Origin of the sequence: Spartinivicinus poritis, from assembly GCF_028858535.1 — a bacterium.
Lineage (GTDB): Bacteria > Pseudomonadota > Gammaproteobacteria > Pseudomonadales > Zooshikellaceae > Spartinivicinus > Spartinivicinus poritis.
Window position 1 is genome coordinate 70,910 of the sequence record NZ_JAPMOU010000012.1, and the last position, 22,337, is coordinate 93,246.

18 protein-coding genes are annotated in these 22,337 nt (G+C 41.3%); 9 read left to right on the top strand and 9 right to left on the bottom strand.

The features are described 5' to 3' along the window. Positions 1-146: 146 nt before the first annotated feature. From ORQ98_RS11425 to mfd, 8 genes are all read right to left on the bottom strand, one after another. Positions 147-956, bottom strand: a complete 810-nt coding sequence (locus tag ORQ98_RS11425; RefSeq protein ID WP_274688940.1) for a hypothetical protein — start codon at positions 954-956, stop codon at positions 147-149. 133 nt (positions 957-1,089) lie between these two features. Then, on the bottom strand, positions 1,090-1,842 hold the full coding sequence (locus ORQ98_RS11430; RefSeq protein WP_274688941.1) for a hypothetical protein: 753 nt from the start codon (positions 1,840-1,842) through the stop codon (positions 1,090-1,092). Next, positions 1,832-4,168 (bottom strand): hypothetical protein, encoded by a 2,337-nt coding sequence (locus ORQ98_RS11435; protein WP_274688942.1) that lies wholly within the window; start codon positions 4,166-4,168, stop codon positions 1,832-1,834. The genes ORQ98_RS11430 and ORQ98_RS11435 overlap by 11 nt, the downstream gene beginning before the upstream one ends. A 108-nt stretch (positions 4,169-4,276) precedes the next feature. After that, positions 4,277-4,918, bottom strand: coding sequence for a toprim domain-containing protein (locus tag ORQ98_RS11440; RefSeq protein WP_274688943.1), 642 nt, complete (start codon positions 4,916-4,918; stop codon positions 4,277-4,279). 196 nt (positions 4,919-5,114) lie between these two features. Beyond that, the gene (locus ORQ98_RS11445; RefSeq protein WP_274688944.1) at positions 5,115-5,885 is read right to left on the bottom strand and encodes a substrate-binding periplasmic protein; all 771 of its coding nucleotides are present in this window, start codon (positions 5,883-5,885) and stop codon (positions 5,115-5,117) included. Between the two features lie 53 nt (positions 5,886-5,938). Next, positions 5,939-6,349 (bottom strand): CsiV family protein, encoded by a 411-nt coding sequence (locus tag ORQ98_RS11450; protein ID WP_274688945.1) that lies wholly within the window; start codon positions 6,347-6,349, stop codon positions 5,939-5,941. A gap of 37 nt (positions 6,350-6,386) precedes the next feature. Further along, a complete protein-coding gene (locus ORQ98_RS11455) occupies positions 6,387-6,611 on the bottom strand; it encodes a hypothetical protein (RefSeq protein WP_274688946.1) in 225 nt (74 codons plus the stop codon). A gap of 206 nt (positions 6,612-6,817) precedes the next feature. Continuing rightward, entirely contained in the window at positions 6,818-10,288 is a 3,471-nt protein-coding gene (gene mfd / locus ORQ98_RS11460) for a transcription-repair coupling factor (RefSeq protein WP_274688947.1), read from the bottom strand. A 315-nt stretch (positions 10,289-10,603) separates the two neighbouring features. On the opposite strand from mfd, the gene ORQ98_RS11465 reads away from it, so the two are divergent. Further along, positions 10,604-11,563 (top strand): glycerophosphodiester phosphodiesterase family protein, encoded by a 960-nt coding sequence (locus ORQ98_RS11465; RefSeq protein ID WP_274689022.1) that lies wholly within the window; start codon positions 10,604-10,606, stop codon positions 11,561-11,563. Between the two features lie 605 nt (positions 11,564-12,168). Further along, positions 12,169-13,374 carry a hypothetical protein gene (locus tag ORQ98_RS11470; RefSeq protein WP_274688948.1) on the top strand — a complete coding sequence of 402 codons (1,206 nt, stop codon included), beginning with the start codon at positions 12,169-12,171 and terminating at the stop codon, positions 13,372-13,374. Here ORQ98_RS11470 and ORQ98_RS11475 read toward each other — a convergent pair. Next, positions 13,331-14,353, bottom strand: a complete 1,023-nt coding sequence (locus ORQ98_RS11475; protein ID WP_274688949.1) for a TIGR00341 family protein — start codon at positions 14,351-14,353, stop codon at positions 13,331-13,333. The two genes, ORQ98_RS11470 and ORQ98_RS11475, sit on opposite strands and share 44 nt — an antisense overlap. Before the next feature lie 339 nt (positions 14,354-14,692). Between ORQ98_RS11475 and ORQ98_RS11480 the strand changes: the two genes are divergently transcribed. The 7 genes from ORQ98_RS11480 (at position 14,693) to nqrF (ending at position 22,335) form a co-directional block, all read left to right on the top strand. After that, the gene (locus ORQ98_RS11480; RefSeq protein ID WP_425347683.1) at positions 14,693-16,081 is read left to right on the top strand and encodes a glyceraldehyde-3-phosphate dehydrogenase; all 1,389 of its coding nucleotides are present in this window, start codon (positions 14,693-14,695) and stop codon (positions 16,079-16,081) included. Positions 16,082-16,475: 394 nt separating this feature from the next. Next, a complete protein-coding gene (locus ORQ98_RS11485) occupies positions 16,476-17,819 on the top strand; it encodes a Na(+)-translocating NADH-quinone reductase subunit A (protein WP_274688951.1) in 1,344 nt (447 codons plus the stop codon). Positions 17,820-17,821: 2 nt separating this feature from the next. Continuing rightward, on the top strand, positions 17,822-19,033 hold the full coding sequence (locus ORQ98_RS11490; RefSeq protein WP_274688952.1) for an NADH:ubiquinone reductase (Na(+)-transporting) subunit B: 1,212 nt from the start codon (positions 17,822-17,824) through the stop codon (positions 19,031-19,033). Beyond that, the gene (locus ORQ98_RS11495; RefSeq protein WP_274688953.1) at positions 19,023-19,799 is read left to right on the top strand and encodes a Na(+)-translocating NADH-quinone reductase subunit C; all 777 of its coding nucleotides are present in this window, start codon (positions 19,023-19,025) and stop codon (positions 19,797-19,799) included. The genes ORQ98_RS11490 and ORQ98_RS11495 overlap by 11 nt, the downstream gene beginning before the upstream one ends. A gap of 2 nt (positions 19,800-19,801) precedes the next feature. Then, a complete protein-coding gene (locus ORQ98_RS11500; protein ID WP_274688954.1) occupies positions 19,802-20,467 on the top strand; it encodes an NADH:ubiquinone reductase (Na(+)-transporting) subunit D in 666 nt (221 codons plus the stop codon). Then, a complete protein-coding gene (gene nqrE / locus ORQ98_RS11505; RefSeq protein WP_180567017.1) occupies positions 20,467-21,078 on the top strand; it encodes an NADH:ubiquinone reductase (Na(+)-transporting) subunit E in 612 nt (203 codons plus the stop codon). Before ORQ98_RS11500 ends, nqrE begins: the two co-directional genes overlap by 1 nt. 24 nt (positions 21,079-21,102) lie before the next feature. Further along, positions 21,103-22,335 (top strand): NADH:ubiquinone reductase (Na(+)-transporting) subunit F, encoded by a 1,233-nt coding sequence (gene nqrF, locus ORQ98_RS11510; RefSeq protein WP_274688955.1) that lies wholly within the window; start codon positions 21,103-21,105, stop codon positions 22,333-22,335. Positions 22,336-22,337: the final 2 nt, after the last annotated feature.

Here is a 22,337-nt window from a genome sequence, read left to right on the forward strand (position 1 = left end):
ATCACAAAAAATATTTAAACATCGATTTGATGTATCTGTATTGAAGATTTTCTCTTGGGTATAGCTGGAAATCTATAATGTGGCATAAATAGAATGCCTCTACCCTCAGATACAGCCTGTTTATTGAGCGAATCGACTATGTCACTTTATGATTTTCTAGCTATATATTTCTTTTTAAAGAGTACCCATAGGCACTGGCTTGGTTCAATTAATTTCTTATCAGTAAGGTTTTTCTTGAACAACTTTAGCTTCCATATAAGTCCCGCCACTGACCTAGGAATAGGCCTAGAAAGTCGTTCACGGTCTGTTTCATCCCCTGATTTTCTATTATAAAAGGATAGAAAAAAATTAATGTTTTTGTTTTTCAGTATGTTGGGGTTTATGTCAGGAATAAGTGCATCATCGTGTAAATCGATAATCTCTCCCTGTCTACGAGCAGCAACGCTACCCAAAACGACCAAAATTGAACCTAAAAGTACTTCATATAGCTCAATAAGCCCTTCATCGGATCTAAGGTGATCAAATGAGTTTTCAAAATTATTATTCTTATAACCAATGGTATATTTTTTTACACCCATTGCTTGGAGAGTGCTTGAAATATTATTTTTTATTATCTCATCCATATTTTTAGACGTTGTATTGGTGATAATACCTTTCTTGCTGGCTGACTCTAACACACCTAGTAAAGAATTAAGAATATCATCGGCATATTTGAAACAAAATTCAAAACCGTTACGCATTGCTTCAAAGACAACGATTGCAGGAACACTTCTGAATCGCCCATTGCCATTAATTTTATCAAATTCAAGTATAATATCCTTTGTATTGATATCAAAGGCAGATTCGTCGCAAACTTCAGAGAACTGTTTTCCACTACAAACTGATAATTTTTGTAAAGAAAATATATAAGTCTGTAACGAATGTGGGGTTAAATGACTTTCCTCTTTATCATTCAAAATAGGAACGGAGTTATACTCAGTAGTTGACCACTCTATTGGTGTTATACGCAACTCAGTAGGAATTGTTGTGTTATAAGGAATTCTAAGAGTGTTGGAGAATATTAGGTTATAGAGCTTTTTTGTAATAATATTACCGCTGATGCCAACCCCATTGGGATAATGAAAAAAAATTATTATTTAATAGCCAAACTCTAGCTTTAATCAATTCATCATGTGATAAGTCTAGGAGCATGTGATTTGGCTTCCACCTAATTAAAGGATAGTTATCTTCATATTTATCAATAGTATTAATGTCTATAAATTTTATTTTTTCTCTAAAAAAACAGGAAACCTTTTCAAAAACCCTATAGGCGCCGATGGAGCCACAGCCATGATAAATATCAGCTAGTAATGATATAATTTCATTCCTCCCAATTAATTCAAGCCCAAATTTTCCTAGTTGATACTGCTTGGAGCGAGTTAGTAGAGAATCAATTAAGACAACACCTTTCTTAAAATGTCTAGTTATTTGAATCCACTTCATGTACTTCCCTCCATTGAAACGGCGAGATGTCAAAGCACATAAATAAAATTTGAATGTATTTAGCAAGTTAAAATTTTTTGTATCGGTCAGCAGTGAGTCATCATCTAAGTAAATTCTGAAATCAAGAATAATTTCATTTTTTTGTTTAAGGTCACATATCCAAACATTGTCTGAGTAGTTTGAAACAAGCCAGATTGGCTGTGTTATTTCATCTCTAAAAACTTCATCATCTGATAGTTGTTCTAGAAAACTAGAGCGCTGCTTAAGATCCATGCTCAATATAAGCTTTTTAACTTCAGCATACTCTGCATCAGTTATTTTTTCTAGGTCAAAGTTATTGTTAACTAATTCAACACTCATAGATAGCCCCTTGCATTTTTATTAGTAAAGGATCTATATTAGTGGAAGACTCGATGATAGCTTGAAGGTCTGGGTCAGCACGCCTTTTTTGGGTTTCATCCAAAGAATTAATAATATATCTTGCAGTCTGGTACCATTCTTTTGCTGTTCTAGTTATTTTGTTACTTTTAGCTGGGGCTATTTCAACCAGATGGACAATGCACTTCAAAACTGACAGTAGTGATGTTGATAAGGGTATGATTAGCTTATCATTAGAAAATTTATTACTTCTATTTTCTTTGAAAATAGGTGAGATATCATCCAATTTACCCTGAAGAATATGTTTAGGTAATGGTTTAAGCCGGTGATTTAGGAGAAATTTATCTAAAGCTTTTTCGTCTATATCAATAGCATCGAATAAATACTCACTATTTTTCATGGCTTCAAATATTATTGCATTTTGAAAAATTCGAATCCATCTTTCTTGAAAGAACTTTAAAATTGGGTCAGGCAAATACCGTTCAAGCAGCCTAGGGCATGGCTTCTTATGGCCTAGTGCCTCTGCTATTGCTTCAATACTGTTGGTTTGTAAGTAAACTTGAACAGCACAGCTTGCTCTAAACCGTGAGAGAGTTAGGTTGGAAAGTATTGTTTTTGCTCTCTCAGTATCTGCATAGTTGCTAGGAGCCAACAAATAATCGTTTAGAGTGGAATTAGAAAATACTTTTTGAGCCCTTAAGTTTTTCACTCGAGAGGGTTTTCCAAAACTATTTCCTGATAAAAGAATATATACATAATCATCTTTATTACATTGCTTTAAGTAGCCTCTAGCTTGAGAAGTCAATTTAATCAAACAGTCAAATAAGTATTCAGAGCGTTCATTTAAAACTATTTTTTGCTCAGCATTTTTTGCAGATCGTCTCGGTTTGTTACCAATAGCTAACTTGCTATCACTACTTTCTATAAACCCGACTGTATTTCCATTTTTATCAAATAACTTGAATGTCTCTAGCCATGAGTTTGTAATAATAGGGTGTTCATAAACCAAAAGGTATAAGAATGGATATAGCATATCATTTTGCACAATTGAATACTTTCTTATAAAGTCAGTAGTTATTCCTGAAATACCAAGAAAAGTAGATATGCTAATGTTATTTTTAATTAAATTATAGTTATATTTTTCCCAAGTAGCGCATTGGTTTTTTTCTTCTGACATGTCGGTATAATATTTATATAAGTGACGGTTACGTTTGAAATCTCTAGCAACTCCTTGTGAAGCAAATTTATCTCGTATAGAATACCCCTTCATGATCACATCTACTGCTTTCTTGCAAGCTGTTACAACATGAGATATATCATTCTCCAAACTTATTAACAGTGATTCCATAGCTTGTGAGTCTGTATATGAAAGTGGGATATCTGTAATTAATTTTCGTGAAAACACCTCTCCATTTATAATTTTCCTGTGAGTTTTAAATGTTTTTGATGATGACTTAAATTCTGGAACAATCAATTCATAAAGTGGCTGACACCAAATCTTAGATTGAATCAAGGTGTCGTAGACTATTTTTACAATAGTAGACCAGTTTTTGTAAAAATATCTAATGTCATTGCCTTTTATTTTATTTTCAAGTTTGCAAATAATAAAAACTTGTTCAACAATTTTAGCAACATTTGTTGACTTTCCACCAATATAAAATTCATCAGAATTTTTAAAAAGTATTGGAAGACAGTTTAAAAACATAACAAATACTTTTGCCTTGTATTTAGCTGTTGAGGCTGGATACTTGATATACAAATGTTGCATTGAAGCGGATAAAGTTTCTGTCAGCTCAAGTCCAAAATGTAGATAAAAATTGTGAAGGTATAATTTAACCTTCTTATGATCTGATGAGGTGGCATGCCACCCATGATAATACTTTAGTTTTTCAATATTTATCTTCTTATGGTCAAACGCTTGAGAAGCTTTTTTAATATCATCTGATATTCTATTATCATACACTTTGGGTAAATCTGGTGGAGTTAATTTATTATTTCTATAAATCAAATGAATTGCATCGGTGTAATCATTTACTATACAGTATTTGCCAGATGAACTTAAATCACATTCTTGATATATGAATACAAAAAATCTTATATAGATTTCACTTAAATTACGATTTAAGTCAATAAATGAAAGGTAATAATCAAAGCAATCAAGAAAAATTTCAAAATAAAATAAAAGTCTAGTTGCTTTTGATTCATTTATACCTTCCTTGTTTTGTAAAGCCTTCAGCAATGTATCCCTTAACACTGCATCCATAGTCACCGGTTTTTTATAGTCTCTTAGGTCATAAATTCTTAACATATAGTCTCGCTTTTGTTAATTTTCATGTCTTCTATATAGATGCATCTTAGAGAGTTGCTCAATGTCAACCTAAAATGACAACTTTACAATTGTAAATAATTATTATAATCAATGAGTTATATTGATTTGACACAAAAGAGAGATATAGGAAAACTGTACACGCCCAACAGAAAGCACCCCTTGGTAACCCGCTTTTCTGCCTTGAATCGAACAGACGCGGCTCATATTAATGCCGTATAACCAGTCGGCTCTTGCCCTTGCTAAGGCAGAGGTGGCTAAGGGGATAAAATCTTTGTTATTACGCAAACTAGCCAATGATTTACGCACAGAGTTTGGGTTTAAATCACTAATTAGGCAGCGTTGAATAGTTGAGCGTTTGTTTTCTGATACGCCGATGAAATTAATAACTTCATCGACTAAAATTTGGCCTTCGCGATCAGGGTCTCCTGCATGGATGAGCTGATCCGCTTGCTTAATCAGCTTACGTAAAACACCTAACTGCTTTTTGGTTTTGCTTTTAGGTATTAGCTGCCATTGTGCGGGAATAATTGGTAAGTGCTCCAGCTTCCACTGCTTATAGGCAGGGTCATAGGCATCGGGTTGAGCTTGTTCGAGTAAATGACCAATACACCAACTGACGCAATCACCATTGCCGACTTGGATATAACCATCTCCCTTTTGGTGGGGCTTGGGGAGAACATCGGCAATGGCTCTGCCTAAACTGGGTTTTTCGGCAATAAACAAGCGCATACTGTATTCTTGTAATACTCTTAATACTGTTGTTTTGTACAGTATGCTATCAGCTTAGTTGGTCAAGGCCAAGTCGGATTATGACTCACTTTGAAATTTACAGCTGGCATCAACGCCGACTCACCCAAAGGGTAGTGAATATCAACCAATTAACGAGTAACCCTATTACTGGTTTTTCACTTACTATCCGTTTGTGTTATGGGCGATACTTACCATCAATACTATCTGTTAGCATTTTATCGTAAACACCAGAGCTTTTGATTTTTGCCAAGCCTTCATTAAATTTTTTGATTAGCTCTTCGCTATTGGCTACTTTTTTGCTGAGAATTAAATGGTAGCTGGTTTCTCGTAACGGCTTAGGGTGATTGGTTAGAAGTTTACCTGAAGCCTCATCTAATTTATCTGCGATTAATGCATAGCCTACTTCTAAGGTGGCAGGAAATAAATCAATCCGGCCCGCGGCTAATTTTTTTAAGCTGGTCTCATCTTTGGCTGTCCGTGCAACGTTGATGAGTTTATCTGCTTCAGCCTTAGCAAATGCATCGCCATAACTGTAACCAATCGATGCGCCAATTTTATATTTGCTTAAGTCTTTCATCGTGCTCCAGTCGAACTGGAGGTCTTTCCGATGAAAAAACACTTCTTTAAGTTCGATAACGGTATCGCTAAATACAAAATCTGCTTCCCTGTCTGGGTTTTTAGTCCAAACCACTGACCCTGCCCACTTTTTACCTTCTTGTGCCTCTTTAAATGCCCGTTTCCAGGGAAAAAAGCCATATTCAACGGTTACCCCAGATTGTTTAAAGGCTTCGGTCACAATATGAGAAATAAGCCCATGGTGTTTATATTCTTTCGATAAATAAGGTGGCCACTCACCGTTGGTTAATTTCAGGGGATCGGCAGCCCACACAGTTGCTCCTGTTAAGCAAGTGATTAATAGCATGCACTGGATAAATGAGCGGAACATGGTTGCTACTCCTACTTCTCAATAACTGGCGTTTCAATAAGTTTAGCAACTTTTTATGGTTGGCTAGGGGTAAGTAACACTAACATGCCTAATACTGGGCTATCGACATAATAAATTTGGTTGGGCTTGAGTGGCTGTTGCTGGCGTAAATGAAAATTTCGGCTAATTTGGTATTCCGTTTGTTCCGGCCCGGCTTTTATCAGATGATGGGGATTTACCTGCTCCCGCTGGTGAGGTTGCACTGGGTCGAACTCTCGCCACCAAAAATCAAGTGTGAGGCGTAGCTCTTTATCTGCCACTAGGCCAACACTGCCAATTAACTCGTGGTGTTCACCATATTGTCCCCCAGCTTTTAATAGGGTAGGAGATGAAATGGGTGAGGTTTGTATCGGCTGCTGCCAACTGGAATAAAATAAAACATTATATTTATTACTTTGCTTAAGCTTTTGCAAGCTATCCGTCAATTGGTTGGTATGTATCGTATTTAATCGCTCAATATCACTAACGGTAATGGTGGGTGGGTGGATTGATTAATTGAGCAAAAGGGTTCAGTTGAATAGGGGGCCACCAACGATCATCAGACAAGGCTTCATGCTGAAAAACGATCATTTCCACTTGAAAAGGCTGCTTTGTAAAATGATTTTCCTGAGCAGTTGAGTGACAAGTACTTAACAGAAAAAAAGCTGTGCTTATTAAATGAATCACCAGTCGGTTTTTATTAACCATTTAGCATTCCTTGCTAACTCTATATACTAACTTTTCTATCGTTTACTTGGATGATGTTGCAATTATCGGGTCTAGATAAGCAATACAGAACACGCAGCAAGTCCGTCCCTGGATGCTCTAATCGGCATCCATGCCTCATAAGGTTCTGTATTACTTATCCACACCCACTATAAGCTACTAGGATTACACATTCTAAATTATAGCCCTCAGGCAGCAGGTTTTAATTCATTTAATAACCTTTCTGTGTATTTTAATCGTTGGTCAGGCTCATCCATGGTTTCAAAGTATTTCAGGATAGTAGCGCCTTCCAAACGGTAACGTTGTGGTTGATTTTGCACCATTTTAACAATGGTTAATGGGTCGACTTTCGCCTCGGCAGAGAATTCCAGTCTACCCACTTCGGCGCCTACATCAATTTTCTCGACACCTATTTCTGAAGCTTGTAATTTCAGTTGAGTAATACGGAATAAATGTTTAGTGGCTTCAGGTAATAAACCAAAGCGGTCAATCAGCTCCACTTGTAGTTCATCCAGTTCTGATTCAGACATAGCATTGGCAATCCGTTTGTACATAATCAGTCGGGTATGAACATCATGAATATATTCATCGGGAATTAATGCAGGTAACCGGAGGTTAACCTCCGGGCCTTGGTCTAATGGTTTATCTAAATTAGGGGTTTTACCTTGCTGAATGGCTTTAACGGCACGGTTGAGCATTTCCATATAAAGGGAAAAACCCACCGACTGAATTTGCCCACTTTGCTCTTCACCTAATAATTCACCCGCACCACGAATTTCCAAATCATGGGTGGCCAGGGTAAATCCAGCACCTAACTCTTGGGCATTGGCAATGGCTTCTAATCGTTTGGCGGCATCTGCCGTCATATTTTTCTTGGAGGCAGGGGTGAGTAAATAAGCATAAGCTTGGTGATGGGAGCGTCCTACTCGGCCTCTTAATTGATGTAATTGGGCTAAGCCAAATTTATCGGCCCGATCGATAATAATGGTATTAGCACTGGGGATATCAATACCCGTTTCGATAATGGTAGTGCAGACTAATACATTATGGCGTTTATGATAAAAGTCTGACATGACCTGCTCTAATTCGCGCTCGCGCATTTGACCATGACCAATGGATATTCGGGCCTCTGGCACTAATTCCGCTAGCTCGGTGGCGGTTTTTTCGATAGTTTTGACTTCATTGTGCAGGTAATACACCTGGCCGCCACGTAATAACTCCCGCAAAATGGCTTCTTTAGTGACAGCTTTATCTGAAGGGCGAACAAAGGTTTTAACAGATAAACGACGGGCAGGTGGCGTAGCAATAATCGACAGGTCACGCATACCGGCAATAGACATATTCAAAGTTCTGGGAATGGGGGTGGCGGTTAAAGTTAAAATATCCACTTCTGAACGAAGGGCTTTTAATTTATCTTTTTGTCGTACCCCAAACCGATGTTCTTCATCAATAATTAATAACCCCAGCGCTTTGAAGTTAAGATCACTTTGTAGCAGTTTGTGAGTGCCGATGAGAATATCCACTTTACCTTCTGCTACATGCTGCTGGACCACTTGCGTTTCTTTGCTGGTTTTAAAGCGGGAAATCACCTCCACATTCACTGGCCAATCAGCAAAACGGTCTTTAAAACTTTCATAATGTTGTTGGGCTAGTAGGGTGGTAGGGACTAAAACCGCGACTTGCTTTTGACTTTGTACAGCTAAAAAAGCCGCACGCATGGCTACTTCTGTTTTACCAAAACCTACATCACCACAAACGAGTCGATCCATGGGTTGCTTGGCGGTCATATCTTTTACAACCGCTTCAATGGCTGTCTGTTGATCAGGAGTTTCTTCGAACGGAAAGCCAGCACAAAACATTTCATAGTTATCGTCAGGATTACTAAAGGTAAAACCTTGACGAGCTGCACGGCGGGCATAAATATCTAATAATTCAGCAGCCACATCGCGGGCTTTTTCGGCTGCTTTGCGTTTAGCCTGACTCCATTTGTCAGTACCAAGCTTATGAAGAGGGGCTAATGCATCGTCGGCACCGGTATAACGACTGATTAAGTGTAATGAGGAAACTGGCACATACAATTTAGCTTCATTGGCATACTCCAGCATTAGAAACTCAGCGTCCTGGTTGTCAATGTTAAGCTTTTCTAAGCCCCGATAACGTCCTACCCCATGATCGATATGCACGACAGGTGCGCCAATGCGAAGCTCTGTCAGGTTTTTGATAATTTGGTCAGATTGATCTTGGGTTTTCTTTCGGCGCCGCCGTTGCATTACCCGTTGGCCAAACAGGGTGGTTTCGGCAATGACCACTAAACCAGGTTGGTTTAGCCACAAGCTGTTTTCGATGGGTGCAATGGTAATCCCGATGGCCTGCTCACTCACCATAAACTGGTGCAAATTGTCGTATTGTTCAGGGCGGCAATTAATTTTGGTTAAAAGCGCTAATAAGGTTTCTCGGCGTCCAGCTGACTCTGCACAAAATAAAATTTTGCTGGATTGCTGCTCCAGCATAAAGGTTTGTAAACTGGCTAATGGTTGTTCAGCGCGAGCATCCACGGGCAAGTTAGGGACTGGGTGAATGGGTAAGTTGAGATGACCTGCTTTATTAGGTGCTGTCGTATCTGCTAGCACCACGCGAGGGAAACTTTTTAGTTTATGGTTTAATTCTTCAACAGGCACAAACACTTGATGGGGAGGAAGAATTGGGCGTTCAGGGTCATAACGGCGGCTTTCAAATCGTTCATTGGCATCTTGCCAGAATCGTTGGGTAGCTGGCTCAATTTGGTCAGTGGTAATGACCAAGGTATCTTTAGGCAAGTAATCAAATAATAAGGCACATTGTTCAAAAAACAGGGCTAAATAGTATTCAATTCCTGCTGGGCTAAGCCCCTGTTTCACATCTTTATAAATAGGGGACTGGCGAAAATCTACATCAAATGTGTCCCGAAACCGTTGCATAAATATTGCAATGGCTTCTTTGGTGAGGGGAAACTCTTTGGCCGGTAGCAGTTGTATTTTGTCAACGGTTTGGTGAGAACGCTGGGTTTCAGGGTCGAAAGTACGAAGAGTATCTACCTCATCATCAAACAGGTCTATCCGATAAGGCACTTGACTCCCCATTGGGAAAATATCAAGCAAAGCGCCCCGAATGGCAAATTCACCATGTTCATAAACAGTGTCGACACAACGGTAGCCTGCCTGCTCCAGCACTTGGCGCTGTTGGTCCAAGTCCATCCGGTCCCCTTTACTGATGACCAGACTGTTGCCGTGTAAATAATGCTGAGGGGTGAGCCGATGCATCAGGGTGGTAATGGGTACAATTAACACCCCACGACTGATAGTGGGTAATCGATAAAGGGTTAATAACCGCTGGGAGATAATGTCCTGGTGGGGAGAAAAACTGTCGTAGGGAAGGGTCTCCCAGTCAGGAAAGTTTAGGATATCGATATCATCCCGGTGTTTGAGAAAGAACCGCAACTCCTGCTCTAATTGATCAGCGGCTGCTGAGTTGGGAGTAATCATTAAACTGAGTGAGTCATGTTGCAAGCAAGCCTGGCTTAATGCCAACCCCATACCTGCTCCAGAAAGCGAACCCCACACCCGCCGATCACCTGCTTTGCGGGGTAAGTCAATAGCCAGTAATTGTCTTGTATCGTTCATGAACGCATCTGCTAGCAAAAATCCAATTGGGCAGATTTTAGCTTGGATGGGAGGGAGATGAAACCTCTGACAATGATGAAACGTAGGGGGTTACTTTGTATTTATGGCTGGTTTAGGGCTAACATACATAGCTTTGAGCGAGCGAATAATGGTGAGGCAACAGAAACTTATGACTTACTGTAGTATAAAAAGTGTAGGTGAAAAAATAATGAGTGGCGGCCATAAAAACAATATAAATAAAAAAGAGATTGATGAATTATTATGACTAAGATAATTTTCATAATAACACTACTGATAGGCAGTATTTTGTATATTATGAATGCTTCATGGCTAGCTGATAAAGGTAATGGCGGTTTTTACCTGCTTGCGCATCGAGGAGTATACCAAAATTATGATAGAACCAATTTAGCAAAGGATGAGTGCACGGCTAGCCGCATCAGTAAACCAACCCACACTTATATAGAAAATACAATATTGGCTATATCGAAAGCATTTGAATATAAAGCAGATACCGTAGAAATAGATATACATCCTACAAAAGATGGTGAGTTTGTTGTATTTCACGACTGGACGCTTAACTGTCGAACAAATGGGAGTGGTATTACCAGAGAGCAGACTCTCAAATACTTAAAAACATTAGATGTTGGTTATAACTATACCTATGATGGTGGAAAAAACTATCCTTTTAGAGGAATGGGGGTAGGGTTGATACCAACACTAAAACAAGTAATTCAAGCATTTCCCAATAAAAAATTTCTTATCAATATAAAAAGTAATGATCCAAACGAAGCAGTTATGTTAGCGAAATATCTTGAGCTAGAGAAAAAGGAAAATGCAGATAATCTTAGCTTTTATGGAGGGGATAAGCCTATTGCTAAACTAGCTGAAGACTATTCTTGGCTTAAAGTGTTTACAAAAAAACAAGTAAAAAAATGCCTTAAAAATTACATGCTAACCGGCTGGACGGGTGTTGTTACAAAGGCATGTACAAATACAACTGTTCTTATACCAGTCAACTATGCAAAGTTTTTATGGGGGTGGCCTAACAGATTTAAAGAGAGAATGGATAGCGTTGGAACGGATTACTATTTAGTTGGACCATACAATCCAGATATGTCAACTAATGGTATTCCCGGGTTTAATGCTATTGAATATATAAAAGAATTACCAGAAGGTTATACTGGTGGGATATGGACAGATAAAATTGAGTTAGTATCTTCACACATAAAACAAGTCAAGTTTGGTTTTGCTGCCTTAAATAACCAAACCAATTAGTACAATTTTCTAAGTCATACTTAAATGAAAAAATACTTTTTGTTTATAGCCAAAATAAAAGGGCACCTCTAATAATTGTTTATGGCCTCTACGCAAGCTGACGGGGTCTTGAACAAGACGGTTTGCGACGTGTAAGGCTGGTTGTCTTTCCAAGCAAGCTAACACAGTTATTAGAGGTGCCCTTATGAAGCCAAACCGCCGAAACAGTATTTTGTACTCAGTCTGGTTGGGAGGTACGTTCAGTAGGACTTAACCATAATGCTGAGATATCGCTGGGCGCAGAGGATGTTGAATGGGTCGACTATATCTTTGTGATGCGAACGGATGTAATGTATCGTGAGGGGTAATTGTTTAGAAAAGTAAAGAATGAGCCCTGTAAAACAGGGCTACTTCCTCTGATTAATCACGGCTTCATCATTGAAGGCTGACATGATTGGCTAAGACAATAGCGGTTTTGCTATAACATGTATACTTTTCTTCGTTGGATTTGTGACGCGATACATTAAATTATACTTTTTCAAACTGATGACAAGAGAAAATTGACGTTTAATTGACATAAGCAATTTGTCATAATGATTGCTTATTCCTAATAAGCTGGATAATTTATGAGAAAGGTTGTAGTTACTTGTTTCGCTCTCGCTGCTCTTTCATCCACATTGGCTTACTCAGAAGAGAGTGGTTTTGACCATATTGCTTATCGTTGTGTAACTGATAAAACAACAGTATTAGCCTATTTGGGTGAAGGGGGCTCATTTTCGTTAACAGCGAATGGAAAGCAGATTGGCTTTGCTAGCTGGCAAAAAAATAATACTTATGTTTCTGTGGACAATTCCTTAGAAATCGAATCCTCAGGCCAAAAAGGTTTGTTGCGTTACGTAAACACACAACAGGAATATCCTTGTGATTACCTGGATTTTATTAACTATTCTGCTTTATCTGGCAGGCCAATTAAAGCGATTTCCTATGGTGGGCGGTTTCGAGCGGGGCCTGATACTTCCTATAATCAGCCGTTCGCGCTTAACAAAATAGTACCAGTTTATTTGTTGCAAGATACAGGGGTATTTCAGCAAGCAGAAGGGGGAGGTTATCACTGGTTTAAAGTGCTGACTGCAAAAGGGGTTGCTTATAAACCCGGTGATTTTATGTGTACACTGGATGTTGCTATTCCTAATATTCCTTACCATTGTAAAACGCCAACTATTAATGATGCCAAGCAAAATGGTACGCATGCAGCTCTCAAATCGAGATTAAGCCCGCAAATATTGGATAGCCTGATTCAAACCAACGCTAAAGTTAAAGAGAAAATTCAATCGAGCCAGTTTAGCAGTCGTTATACCTCAATTGACGAGCAACATTGTAAAACCTTGGAAAGTGATGATCACAGTAGTATTCAAGCCTGCCCTGGCTTTGCCAATATAATGGTCAAAGTGACTGATTTTGACTTGCGGCAGAGTATTACCTTGATAAAAAATAACCAGGAATTTCCTTTACGCTTCAATGAAACCGTCAGCTCAAATTTTAGTGAACTGGGCTCAAAAATTGAGTGGCGATTTCCAACTGATAAGCCTGATCAAGTGACGAGTATGATTGTACGCTTGAATGTTGCCGACAATCCTGAGCAGCCAGAAAAAAATACATCCTATTTAGTGGTTAGTAAAATCTCGGCACAGCAAGTCTGTGTGGTAGGCAAAATACCCCCGCAGCGGGATGGTTCCCAAAATAGAAAAGCTCGTCTGTTGGCTGATAAAGCGGCAACATTGGCATGTGTTAGTTCATCTTCCCAAGCCACAAACCAATTAATGCACAAATAGCGAGCAGTAGCATCACCCAAAATACAACACTGGCCTTCAGATTTTTCCAGGCAGCTTCATGGTGCCACCAGTGCCGGGGATGGAGCCCCTGCCATTTGAAGGCTAATAGTGCAGAGAGGTTAACGGCAATAATATTGGCTAAAAATAATACTGCTGCACCCATGGCCTCTAGCCAATGACCACTTCCTATCATTAACCCAATGGTCACAAGTGGTGGCATTAATGCCACTGCAACCATGACTCCAATTAGCGTGCTGGCTGCACCGCTGGTAAAAGAAAGTGCACCTGCCATACCAGCAGCTAATGCTAATAACACATTAGCCAGGGCTACATGAGTGCGGGCGCTAATTTCAGGGATCGTGGGGTCAATTTCCATTGTTAACCCAATAAGAATGGCAATGACTAAGCCAATTAACATGCCTGATAAATTGGTGAGTAATGCTCTGAGTGCTAAGCCGCCCTCATGTAATATTACGCCCAGCGCGATGGCTACATTGGGCTTTAATAGTGGAGCAATAACCATTGCACCAATAATAATGGCCACATCATTCCGCATTAGTCCTATTGCTGCCACTAACGCAGATAACACCACATTGGCAATAAACATCCAGTTAAGCTGACAGCCTTTGGCAATATCATGATAAATCTCTTCGCGGCTAACCCGCTCTTTGCCTTCTGGCTTGAAGTAATGCCAAAAACTTTTGGGGCCTGGTGATTTTGGCTGATGCGTTTCTGCTAATGGGAGAGAGGCATCGGCTCGTAAAATAATCATGCGAAATCGCTCAAAGCCAGCAAAATGTTTTTGGATGGCATCACAAATAGCTTCCGTTTGTTCCGTCGTTACTAAGAAACGAAAACATTGCCTTTTGGTTTGAGGGGGGCCTTGCCAGTTATCAATAATAGGAAGGGTTTCGGTAATGCTTGTTATTTTATCTTCACATCCTTCTGGTAGGAGGAGTTCTATAATTCTTAGGCCCATGATGGTGATAAACTCGATAACGGGGTTTATTGTGATTTTGATCAGAGTTTAGTTGAGGATAACTAGGGCGAGCATTTTTTAGATCAGTTGCGAAAGCAAGTCACTACCAGGATAATAGAGGCCCTTGCACTAAAGAAGCCCTAAGGCTTGATCAGCCCTAGGAAATAAAAGCTTCCTGATGATCAAAAAAATCATGATGCCTCTAATAAAAGTGAGCTTTTAGAGGGGGCTGTATGTTTGAGCTTAAGTCATTTAGGTATAAAAAGGTATTAACCCGTGAAGCAACAGCAAAACGATCACTTCCGTCAGTGGAAAAGCCGAGAAGCCATTGCGGAGTCAATGATTCCATTGATTGGAAAACTGTATCGGGAAAACCATGTTATTACTTCCGTTTACAGTCGCCCAGTCATTAACCGCTCTGTTATTGATATCATTAAAGCCCACCGTTTTGTTCGCCAGCTAGAGAAAGAAGAGTTATCGGTAGAAGACAGTTATCCCATTTTAAAACTGTTAACTGAATTAGATCTGGGGCCTGCGCGGATTGATATTGGTAAATTAGCCATCAAATACAAAACCCAAGGTCAAGGCCAAGATCTGGAAGCCTTTGTCCGTAATGAAGTTGCGGATGTAGTGGGTAAGAAAGGCTCCGATGAAGAGCAAGGGCAAGATGTTGTACTTTACGGTTTTGGCCGGATTGGCCGGCTGATGGCACGAATTCTTATCGAGCGCGCTGGTGGTGGTGAAGGCTTAAACCTGAGAGCAATTGTCGTGCGTAAAGGTGGGGCCAAAAATGACTTGCTAAAGCGGGCTAGCCTGCTGCGTCGTGACTCTATCCATGGTTCTTTTGCTGGAACAATTACCATTGATGAAGAAAATACGGCACTCATTATCAATGGTAATTATGTTCAGGTGATTTACTCTAACTCGCCTGATACGATCGATTATTCTGAATATGGTATCCAAAACGCCATTGTGGTGGATAACACGGGAATGTGGCGTGATGAAGCCGGTTTGGGTATGCACTTGAAGTGTCCTGGAGTGGGCCGGGTGTTGTTGACTGCTCCTGGTAAAGGTGAAATTAAAAACATTGTTTATGGCGTGAATCATCACTTAGTCAATGATGATGACAAGATTCTTTCAGCGGCTTCTTGTACCACTAATGCCATTACACCTGTGTTGAAAGCCATTAATGATAAGTTTGGAATCAAAAATGGTCATGTTGAAACAGTCCACTCTTACACCAATGACCAGAACCTGATTGATAATTACCACAAAGGTGATCGTCGTGGTCGTAGTGCGGCACTGAATATGGTGATCACCGAAACTGGTGCTGCTAAAGCCGTGGCTAAAGCATTACCAGAACTAAAAGGTAAGCTGACAGGTAATGCCATTCGGGTACCTACACCTAATGTGTCGTTGGCTATCTTAAACCTGAACCTGGCAGAAAATACCTCTGTTGAAGGATTGAATGATTATCTGCGGCACATCTCGCTTCATTCTGACTTAAGACGACAAATCGATTTTGTTAACTCACCTGAAGTGGTGTCATCTGATTTTGTGGGCTCTCGCTATGCGGGAATTGTTGATGCAGAAGCCACCATTGTTGATGAAGATCGTTGTGTACTTTATGTGTGGTATGACAATGAGTTTGGTTATAGCTGTCAGGTTAACCGTGTCCTACAAATGTTGGCAGGGGTTAACCAACCAGTGTTGCCAAAAAGTGAGTAATGAGTAAACTGGCTGACTAAAAAAACGCTCCTTTATGGAGCGTTTTTTTATGTTTGGATAAAAAATAGTCTTGAATGCTCTATCTTAAATAAAAAAAACCAACCAAACCATGATGATAGGTGGCATCTTTGTAAGCCGCTCATTATAATGTGGCCGTTTTTTTCTTGGGTTAACACTCTACAATAGCTTGATGGGCAAAAAATTAGCTTGTTGTATCAATAAAGTGTAAGACACCAATCCCTAGAAACGGGATGGAAACACTGGTCTTATATTTAGTTAATACAACATTCCTTATTTTCACTAGACTGAACTAATAACAAATAAATGTCAGTTTGGTGAAGGAGGGCTATTGAGAGCTGACCTTCATCGTTAACTAGTGATTAGGCATCGACGTATGATCAATATCAAACGGGGCCTGGATCTTCCCATAACTGGTTCACCAGAGCAGGTGATTGCCGACGATGGCCGCCAAGTGAAGTCTGTGGCGGTGGTTGGCTTTGACTATCCTGGCATGAAACCGACCATGCAAGTGGCAGAGGGAGATCGTGTCAAAAAAGGCCAAATTCTATTCGAAGATAAAAAATCCCCCGGTATTTTTTATACTGCACCTGCAGCAGGCGTAGTTGCTGCGATTAATCGTGGTGAAAAGCGGGTATTTCAATCGCTTGCCATCGACATTGAAGGGGATGAAGAAGAAACGTTTGCCCAATATGAGGCTGGGCAACTTGCTACGCTAAGTCGCGAGCAAGTCACTGATAACCTGATTAAATCAGGACAGTGGACAGCTTTTCGCACTCGCCCTTTTAGTAAAGTACCAACAGTAGATGCTATACCTCACTCTATTTTTGTTACTGCTATTGATACCCATCCACTGGCTGCTGACCCTGCTGTTATTATTACAGAGCAAGCTGAGGCATTTGGGCAGGGGCTGGAAGTAATTGGTCGCCTGACAGAAGGCAAGGTTTTTGTGTGTCAGGCACCTGATAAGCAAATCCCAACAGGGCAAGCTAAAGTGGTAACTGAGTCTTTTGCTGGTCCACACCCTGCTGGTTTGCCAGGCACACATATTCATCACTTAGACCCTGTACATGCCCATAAATCGGTTTGGTATATTGGTTATCAAGATGTGATTGCCATTGGCAAACTGTTTACCACAGGCAAACTGTATACCGACAGAGTCGTGGCGCTAGGTGGCCCTCAAGCAGAAAAGCCGCGTTTAGTGCGAACCCAAGTGGGTGCAAGCTTAGAAGCACTGTGTGCTGGTGAACAAAAAGTGGGAGAAAACCGACTGATTTCCGGCTCTGTGTTTGGTGGCCGCAGTGGTAAAGGGGCCTTTGCTTATCTTGGTCGCTACCATGTGCAAGTTTCTATTTTACTTGAAGGCAGTGAGCGGGAATTTATAGGCTGGCTTTCTCCTGGTAAAGACAAGCACTCTGTACTAGGCATATACCTGTCAAAGTTATCACCAAGTCGGCTGTTTAATTTTACCACTACCACAAACGGTAGTGCGCGGGCCATGGTACCTGTGGGCAATTACGAAAAAGTCATGCCGCTGGATATTCTGCCTACCCAACTGTTACGGGCACTGATTGTGGGTGACACCGTGGTTGCTCAACAACTGGGTTGTTTAGAGCTGGATGAAGAGGACCTTGCCCTGTGCAGTTATGTGTGTGCAGGTAAGTACGAATATGGTCCCATCCTGCGTGATAACCTGACGCGTATTGAAGTGGAGGGCTAATCATGAAGGCACTAAGACAGTTTTTAGACAAAATTGAACCCAACTTCCATAAAGGGGGTAAGTACGAAAAGTGGTATGCCTTATATGAGGCCGCTGACACCATTTTTTATACCCCTGGTAAAGTGACCGCCACGACGTCTCATGTACGGGATGGTTTGGACCTGAAACGGATGATGATTACCGTCTGGTTCTGTACTTTTCCAGCCATGTTCTTTGGTATGTACAACGTGGGCTTGCAGGCCAACACAGCCATGGCTGACTTAGGCATTGCTGCCGTTGAAGGTTGGCGTGCTGGTTTTATTGAAATGTTTGCTGGCTATTCTGCCGATAGTATTTGGGACTGTTTCATTCATGGGGCAGCCTACTTTATCCCCATTTACTTTGTTGTATTTGTGGTGGGTGGCTTCTGGGAAGTCCTGTTTGCATCGGTTAGAGGTCATGAGGTTAATGAAGGCTTCTTTGTTACCTCTGTACTGTTTGCTTTGATCGTGCCACCTGATGTGCCCTTATGGCAAGCAGCCTTAGGGATTAGCTTTGGGGTAGTGATTGGTAAAGAGGTATTTGGTGGTACTGGGAAAAACTTCTTAAACCCAGCACTGACTGGGCGTGCCTTCCTGTTCTTTGCCTATCCAGCTGAAATGTCTGGTGATACGGTGTGGACAGCGGTTGATGGCTTTAGTGGTGCGACTGCCTTGAGTGTAGCGGCGACTGATGGAGTGAATGCTTTACAACAGCAGTTGAACTGGTCTAATGCTTTCTTTGGCTTTATGCAAGGCTCGATTGGTGAGACATCAACCTTTGCCATCGCCCTTGGTGGAATTGTATTACTGGTAATGGGCATTGCTTCCTGGCGAATCGTTGCTGGGGTGATGATTGGCATGATTGCCACCTCCTTACTCTTTAACCTAGTCGGCTCTGATACCAACCCTATGTTCTCTATGCCTTGGTATTGGCACTTAGTATTGGGTGGGTTTGCCTTTGGTATGTTCTTTATGGCAACGGACCCAGTGTCTGCATCAATGACCAATAAGGGTAAATGGTATTTTGGCGGCTTGGTTGGGGTGATGGTGGTACTGATTCGTGTCATTAACCCAGCCTTCCCTGAAGGTATGATGCTAGCCATTTTATTTGCCAACTTATTTGCACCCTTGATTGACCATTTTGTGGTTCAGGCCAATATCAAGCGTCGGGAGGCAAGAGCCAATGTCAGCTAATAACGATACCATCCAAAAGACGGTCATTGTTACCGTACTGCTCTGCTTGGTTTGCTCAATTGTGGTGTCCAGTGCAGCAGTGTTCCTGAAACCTGCTCAAACTGAAAACAAGAAGCTGTCAATGCAACGCAGTATTCTTGAAATCGCTGGGCTGATGGAGGAAGGCTCCTCTGTAAAAGAGCAGTTCAAGCAAATCAAAACCAAAATTGTTGACTTACGTACAGGTAAATTCACTGACGAAGTTGATGCTCAAGCTTACGAGCAGCGTTCAGCAGCTAAGAATCCTAAGCTATCTACTGTATTAAGTGGTGAGCAGGATATTGCCAGCATTAAGCGCCGTGCTCACTATGCCACTGTTTATTTAGTTGAGAAGCAAGGAAAAGTGGATAAGCTGATCCTACCTGTCCATGGTTATGGGCTATGGTCAACTATGTACGGCTTTCTTGCTCTGCAAGGTGATACTAAAACTGTGGTGGGCTTAGGCTTTTATGATCATGGTGAAACCCCAGGCTTAGGCGGTGAGGTAGATAACCCTAAGTGGAAAGCACAGTGGCCAGGTAAGCAGGTCTTCAATGACCAGTTTACTGTGGACATCGCTGTGGTGAAAGGGAGTGCTAATCCAGACAGCCCTAAATTTAAACATCAGGTAGATGGCTTAGCAGGGGCAACGTTAACTAGCCGAGGTTTAGAGAACTTGCTGCAGTTCTGGCTTGGCGAAAATGGTTTTGGACCTTTCCTGACCAATGTTAGAAAAGGGGAGGCATAACAATGACTGTAAAAGCAAAAGAAATTTTGCTAACGCCGATTTTCAATGACAACCCAATTGCATTGCAAATATTGGGTATTTGTTCTGCGTTAGCGGTTACTACAAGCTTGCAAGTGACCTTGGTCATGTGTGTTGCACTGACCTTTGTGACCACTTTTTCCAACCTGTCGATTTCTCTGATTCGTAATCATATTCCTAACAATATTCGAATCATTGTGCAGATGACGGTAATTGCCTCGCTGGTGATTGTGGTGGATCAGGTGTTAAAAGCGTACGCCTATAGCATCAGTAAACAACTATCGGTATTTGTTGGTTTGATCATTACCAACTGTATCGTGATGGGGCGTGCAGAAGCCTTTGCGATGAAGAACCCACCACTACCTAGCTTATTGGATGGTATTGGTAATGGCTTAGGCTACAGCGTCATCTTAATTGTTGTGGGCACTATTCGTGAGCTATTTGGTGCTGGCAAGTTACTGGGCTTTGAAATTTTACCGGTAGTGAATGAAGGTGGTTGGTATCAGCCCAATGGTCTGTTGCTGCTACCACCCAGCGCCTTCTTCCTGATTGGCTTATTTATTTGGGCCTTGCGGACTTGGAAAAAAGACCAAGTGGAAGAGCCTGAATTCAAAATGGCGCCACAAAGTCAGTTTAAGGAGGCGATGTAATGTTAGAGCATTATTTAAGCCTGTTTGTTAAAGCTGTTTTTATTGAAAACATGGCGTTGGCCTTTTTCTTGGGAATGTGTACCTTCCTGGCGATTTCCAAGAAAATTCAAACGGCAATTGGCCTAGGCATTGCGGTAATCGTGGTTTTGGCGATTACTGTGCCAGTTAACAATCTGATTTATCAGCATGTATTGAAAGATGGTGCCTTGGCTTGGGCGGGTTTGCCTGATGTGGATTTAAGCTTCTTGGGCTTACTCAGCTACATTGGGGTAATTGCCGCCATCGTGCAAATCCTGGAAATGTTCTTAGACCGTTATGTGCCTGCGCTGTATAACGCGCTAGGCGTATTCTTGCCATTGATCACTGTAAACTGCGCCATTATGGGGGCTTCACTGTTTATGGTACAGCGTGACTACACCTTTGGTGAAAGTGCTGTATATGGCGTGGGTGCTGGCTTAGGTTGGGCACTAGCAATTGCGGCATTAGCCGGTATTCGTGAAAAGCTGAAATATAGCGATGTACCAGCTGGCTTGCGTGGTCTGGGGGTGACATTTATAACTGTCGGTTTGATGTCACTTGGGTTTATGTCTTTCTCAGGCGTGCAGCTGTAAGACACAACAAGAAGGTTTTGAACGATGAGTGAAACGGGTGTAATTCTTACCGGAGTAACCATGTTCACCGTGATCGTACTGTTATTGGTTGCGGTAATTTTGGTTGCTCGTTCTAAACTGGTTAGCTCAGGTGATGTCACCATTAGTATCAATGATGACCCTGACAAGTCCGTTAAAGTGCCTGCGGGCAGTAAACTGCTGCAAACTTTGGCAGCACAAAATATTTTCCTTTCATCTGCCTGTGGTGGTGGTGGTACCTGTGCCCAGTGTAAATGTAAGGTGCTTGATGGTGGCGGCTCAATGCTGCCTACTGAAGAGCCTCACTTTACCCGCCGTGATGCTAAAGAAGGCTGGCGGCTAGCCTGTCAAGTCGCTGTTAAGCACGACATGAAAATTGAGGTGCCGGAAGAATTCTTTGGTGTGAAGAAGTGGGAGTGTGAGGTTGTTTCCAATGACAACGTAGCCACTTTCATTAAAGAACTGACACTGAAACTACCTGAAGGGGAAAATGTAGATTTCCGTGCAGGGGGCTATGTGCAACTAGAAGCGCCACCCCATCATGTTTATTACAAAGACTTTGATATTCCTGAAGAGTATCGAGGGGATTGGGATCGCTTTGATCAGTTTCAGTATGAATCAAAAGTAGATGAAACGGTTATTCGTGCTTACTCCATGGCCAACTACCCAGAAGAGAAGGGTATCTTGAAGTTCAACATTCGGATTGCTTCTCCTCCTCCTGGTACTAAGCATCCCCCAGGGCAGATGTCTTCTTATGTATTCAACCTGAAGCCAGGTGACAAGATATCAGTGTATGGCCCATTTGGTGAGTTCTTTGCTAAAGAAACAGATGCAGAAATGGTATTTGTGGGTGGTGGTGCAGGTATGGCACCTATGCGGTCACATATTTTTGACCAGTTGAAGCGTCTAAGCTCTGAACGGAAAATTTCCTTCTGGTACGGAGCACGTTCGCTTCGTGAGGCTTTCTATACAGAAGAGTATGATAAGCTCCAGGAAGAAAATGAAAACTTCAAATGGCATTTAGCGTTATCTGACCCATTACCTGAGGATAACTGGGAAGGCTATCAGGGCTTTATCCATCAGGTGTTGTATGAGAACTACTTGAAAGACCACCCAGCACCTGAAGACTGTGAGTTCTATATGTGTGGACCACCCATGATGAATGCTGCAGTCATCAAGATGTTGGAAGATCTTGGTGTTGAGCGGGATAATATTCTGCTAGATGACTTTGGTGGCTAACC

Coding starts and splice junctions, on each gene's coding strand:
- ORQ98_RS11430 (WP_274688941.1), bottom strand. CDS start 1,842: ATGAGTGTTGAATTAGTTAACAATAACTTTGACCTAGAAAAAATAACT.
- ORQ98_RS11435 (WP_274688942.1), bottom strand. CDS start 4,168: ATGTTAAGAATTTATGACCTAAGAGACTATAAAAAACCGGTGACTATG.
- ORQ98_RS11440 (WP_274688943.1), bottom strand. CDS start 4,918: ATGCGCTTGTTTATTGCCGAAAAACCCAGTTTAGGCAGAGCCATTGCC.
- ORQ98_RS11445 (WP_274688944.1), bottom strand. CDS start 5,885: ATGTTCCGCTCATTTATCCAGTGCATGCTATTAATCACTTGCTTAACA.
- ORQ98_RS11455 (WP_274688946.1), bottom strand. CDS start 6,611: ATGGTTAATAAAAACCGACTGGTGATTCATTTAATAAGCACAGCTTTT.
- mfd (WP_274688947.1), bottom strand. CDS start 10,288: ATGAACGATACAAGACAATTACTGGCTATTGACTTACCCCGCAAAGCA.
- ORQ98_RS11465 (WP_274689022.1), top strand. CDS start 10,604: ATGAATGCTTCATGGCTAGCTGATAAAGGTAATGGCGGTTTTTACCTG.
- ORQ98_RS11470 (WP_274688948.1), top strand. CDS start 12,169: ATGAGAAAGGTTGTAGTTACTTGTTTCGCTCTCGCTGCTCTTTCATCC.
- ORQ98_RS11475 (WP_274688949.1), bottom strand. CDS start 14,353: ATGGGCCTAAGAATTATAGAACTCCTCCTACCAGAAGGATGTGAAGAT.
- ORQ98_RS11480 (WP_425347683.1), top strand. CDS start 14,693: ATGATTCCATTGATTGGAAAACTGTATCGGGAAAACCATGTTATTACT.
- ORQ98_RS11485 (WP_274688951.1), top strand. CDS start 16,476: ATGATCAATATCAAACGGGGCCTGGATCTTCCCATAACTGGTTCACCA.
- ORQ98_RS11490 (WP_274688952.1), top strand. CDS start 17,822: ATGAAGGCACTAAGACAGTTTTTAGACAAAATTGAACCCAACTTCCAT.
- ORQ98_RS11495 (WP_274688953.1), top strand. CDS start 19,023: ATGTCAGCTAATAACGATACCATCCAAAAGACGGTCATTGTTACCGTA.
- ORQ98_RS11500 (WP_274688954.1), top strand. CDS start 19,802: ATGACTGTAAAAGCAAAAGAAATTTTGCTAACGCCGATTTTCAATGAC.
- nqrE (WP_180567017.1), top strand. CDS start 20,467: ATGTTAGAGCATTATTTAAGCCTGTTTGTTAAAGCTGTTTTTATTGAA.
- nqrF (WP_274688955.1), top strand. CDS start 21,103: ATGAGTGAAACGGGTGTAATTCTTACCGGAGTAACCATGTTCACCGTG.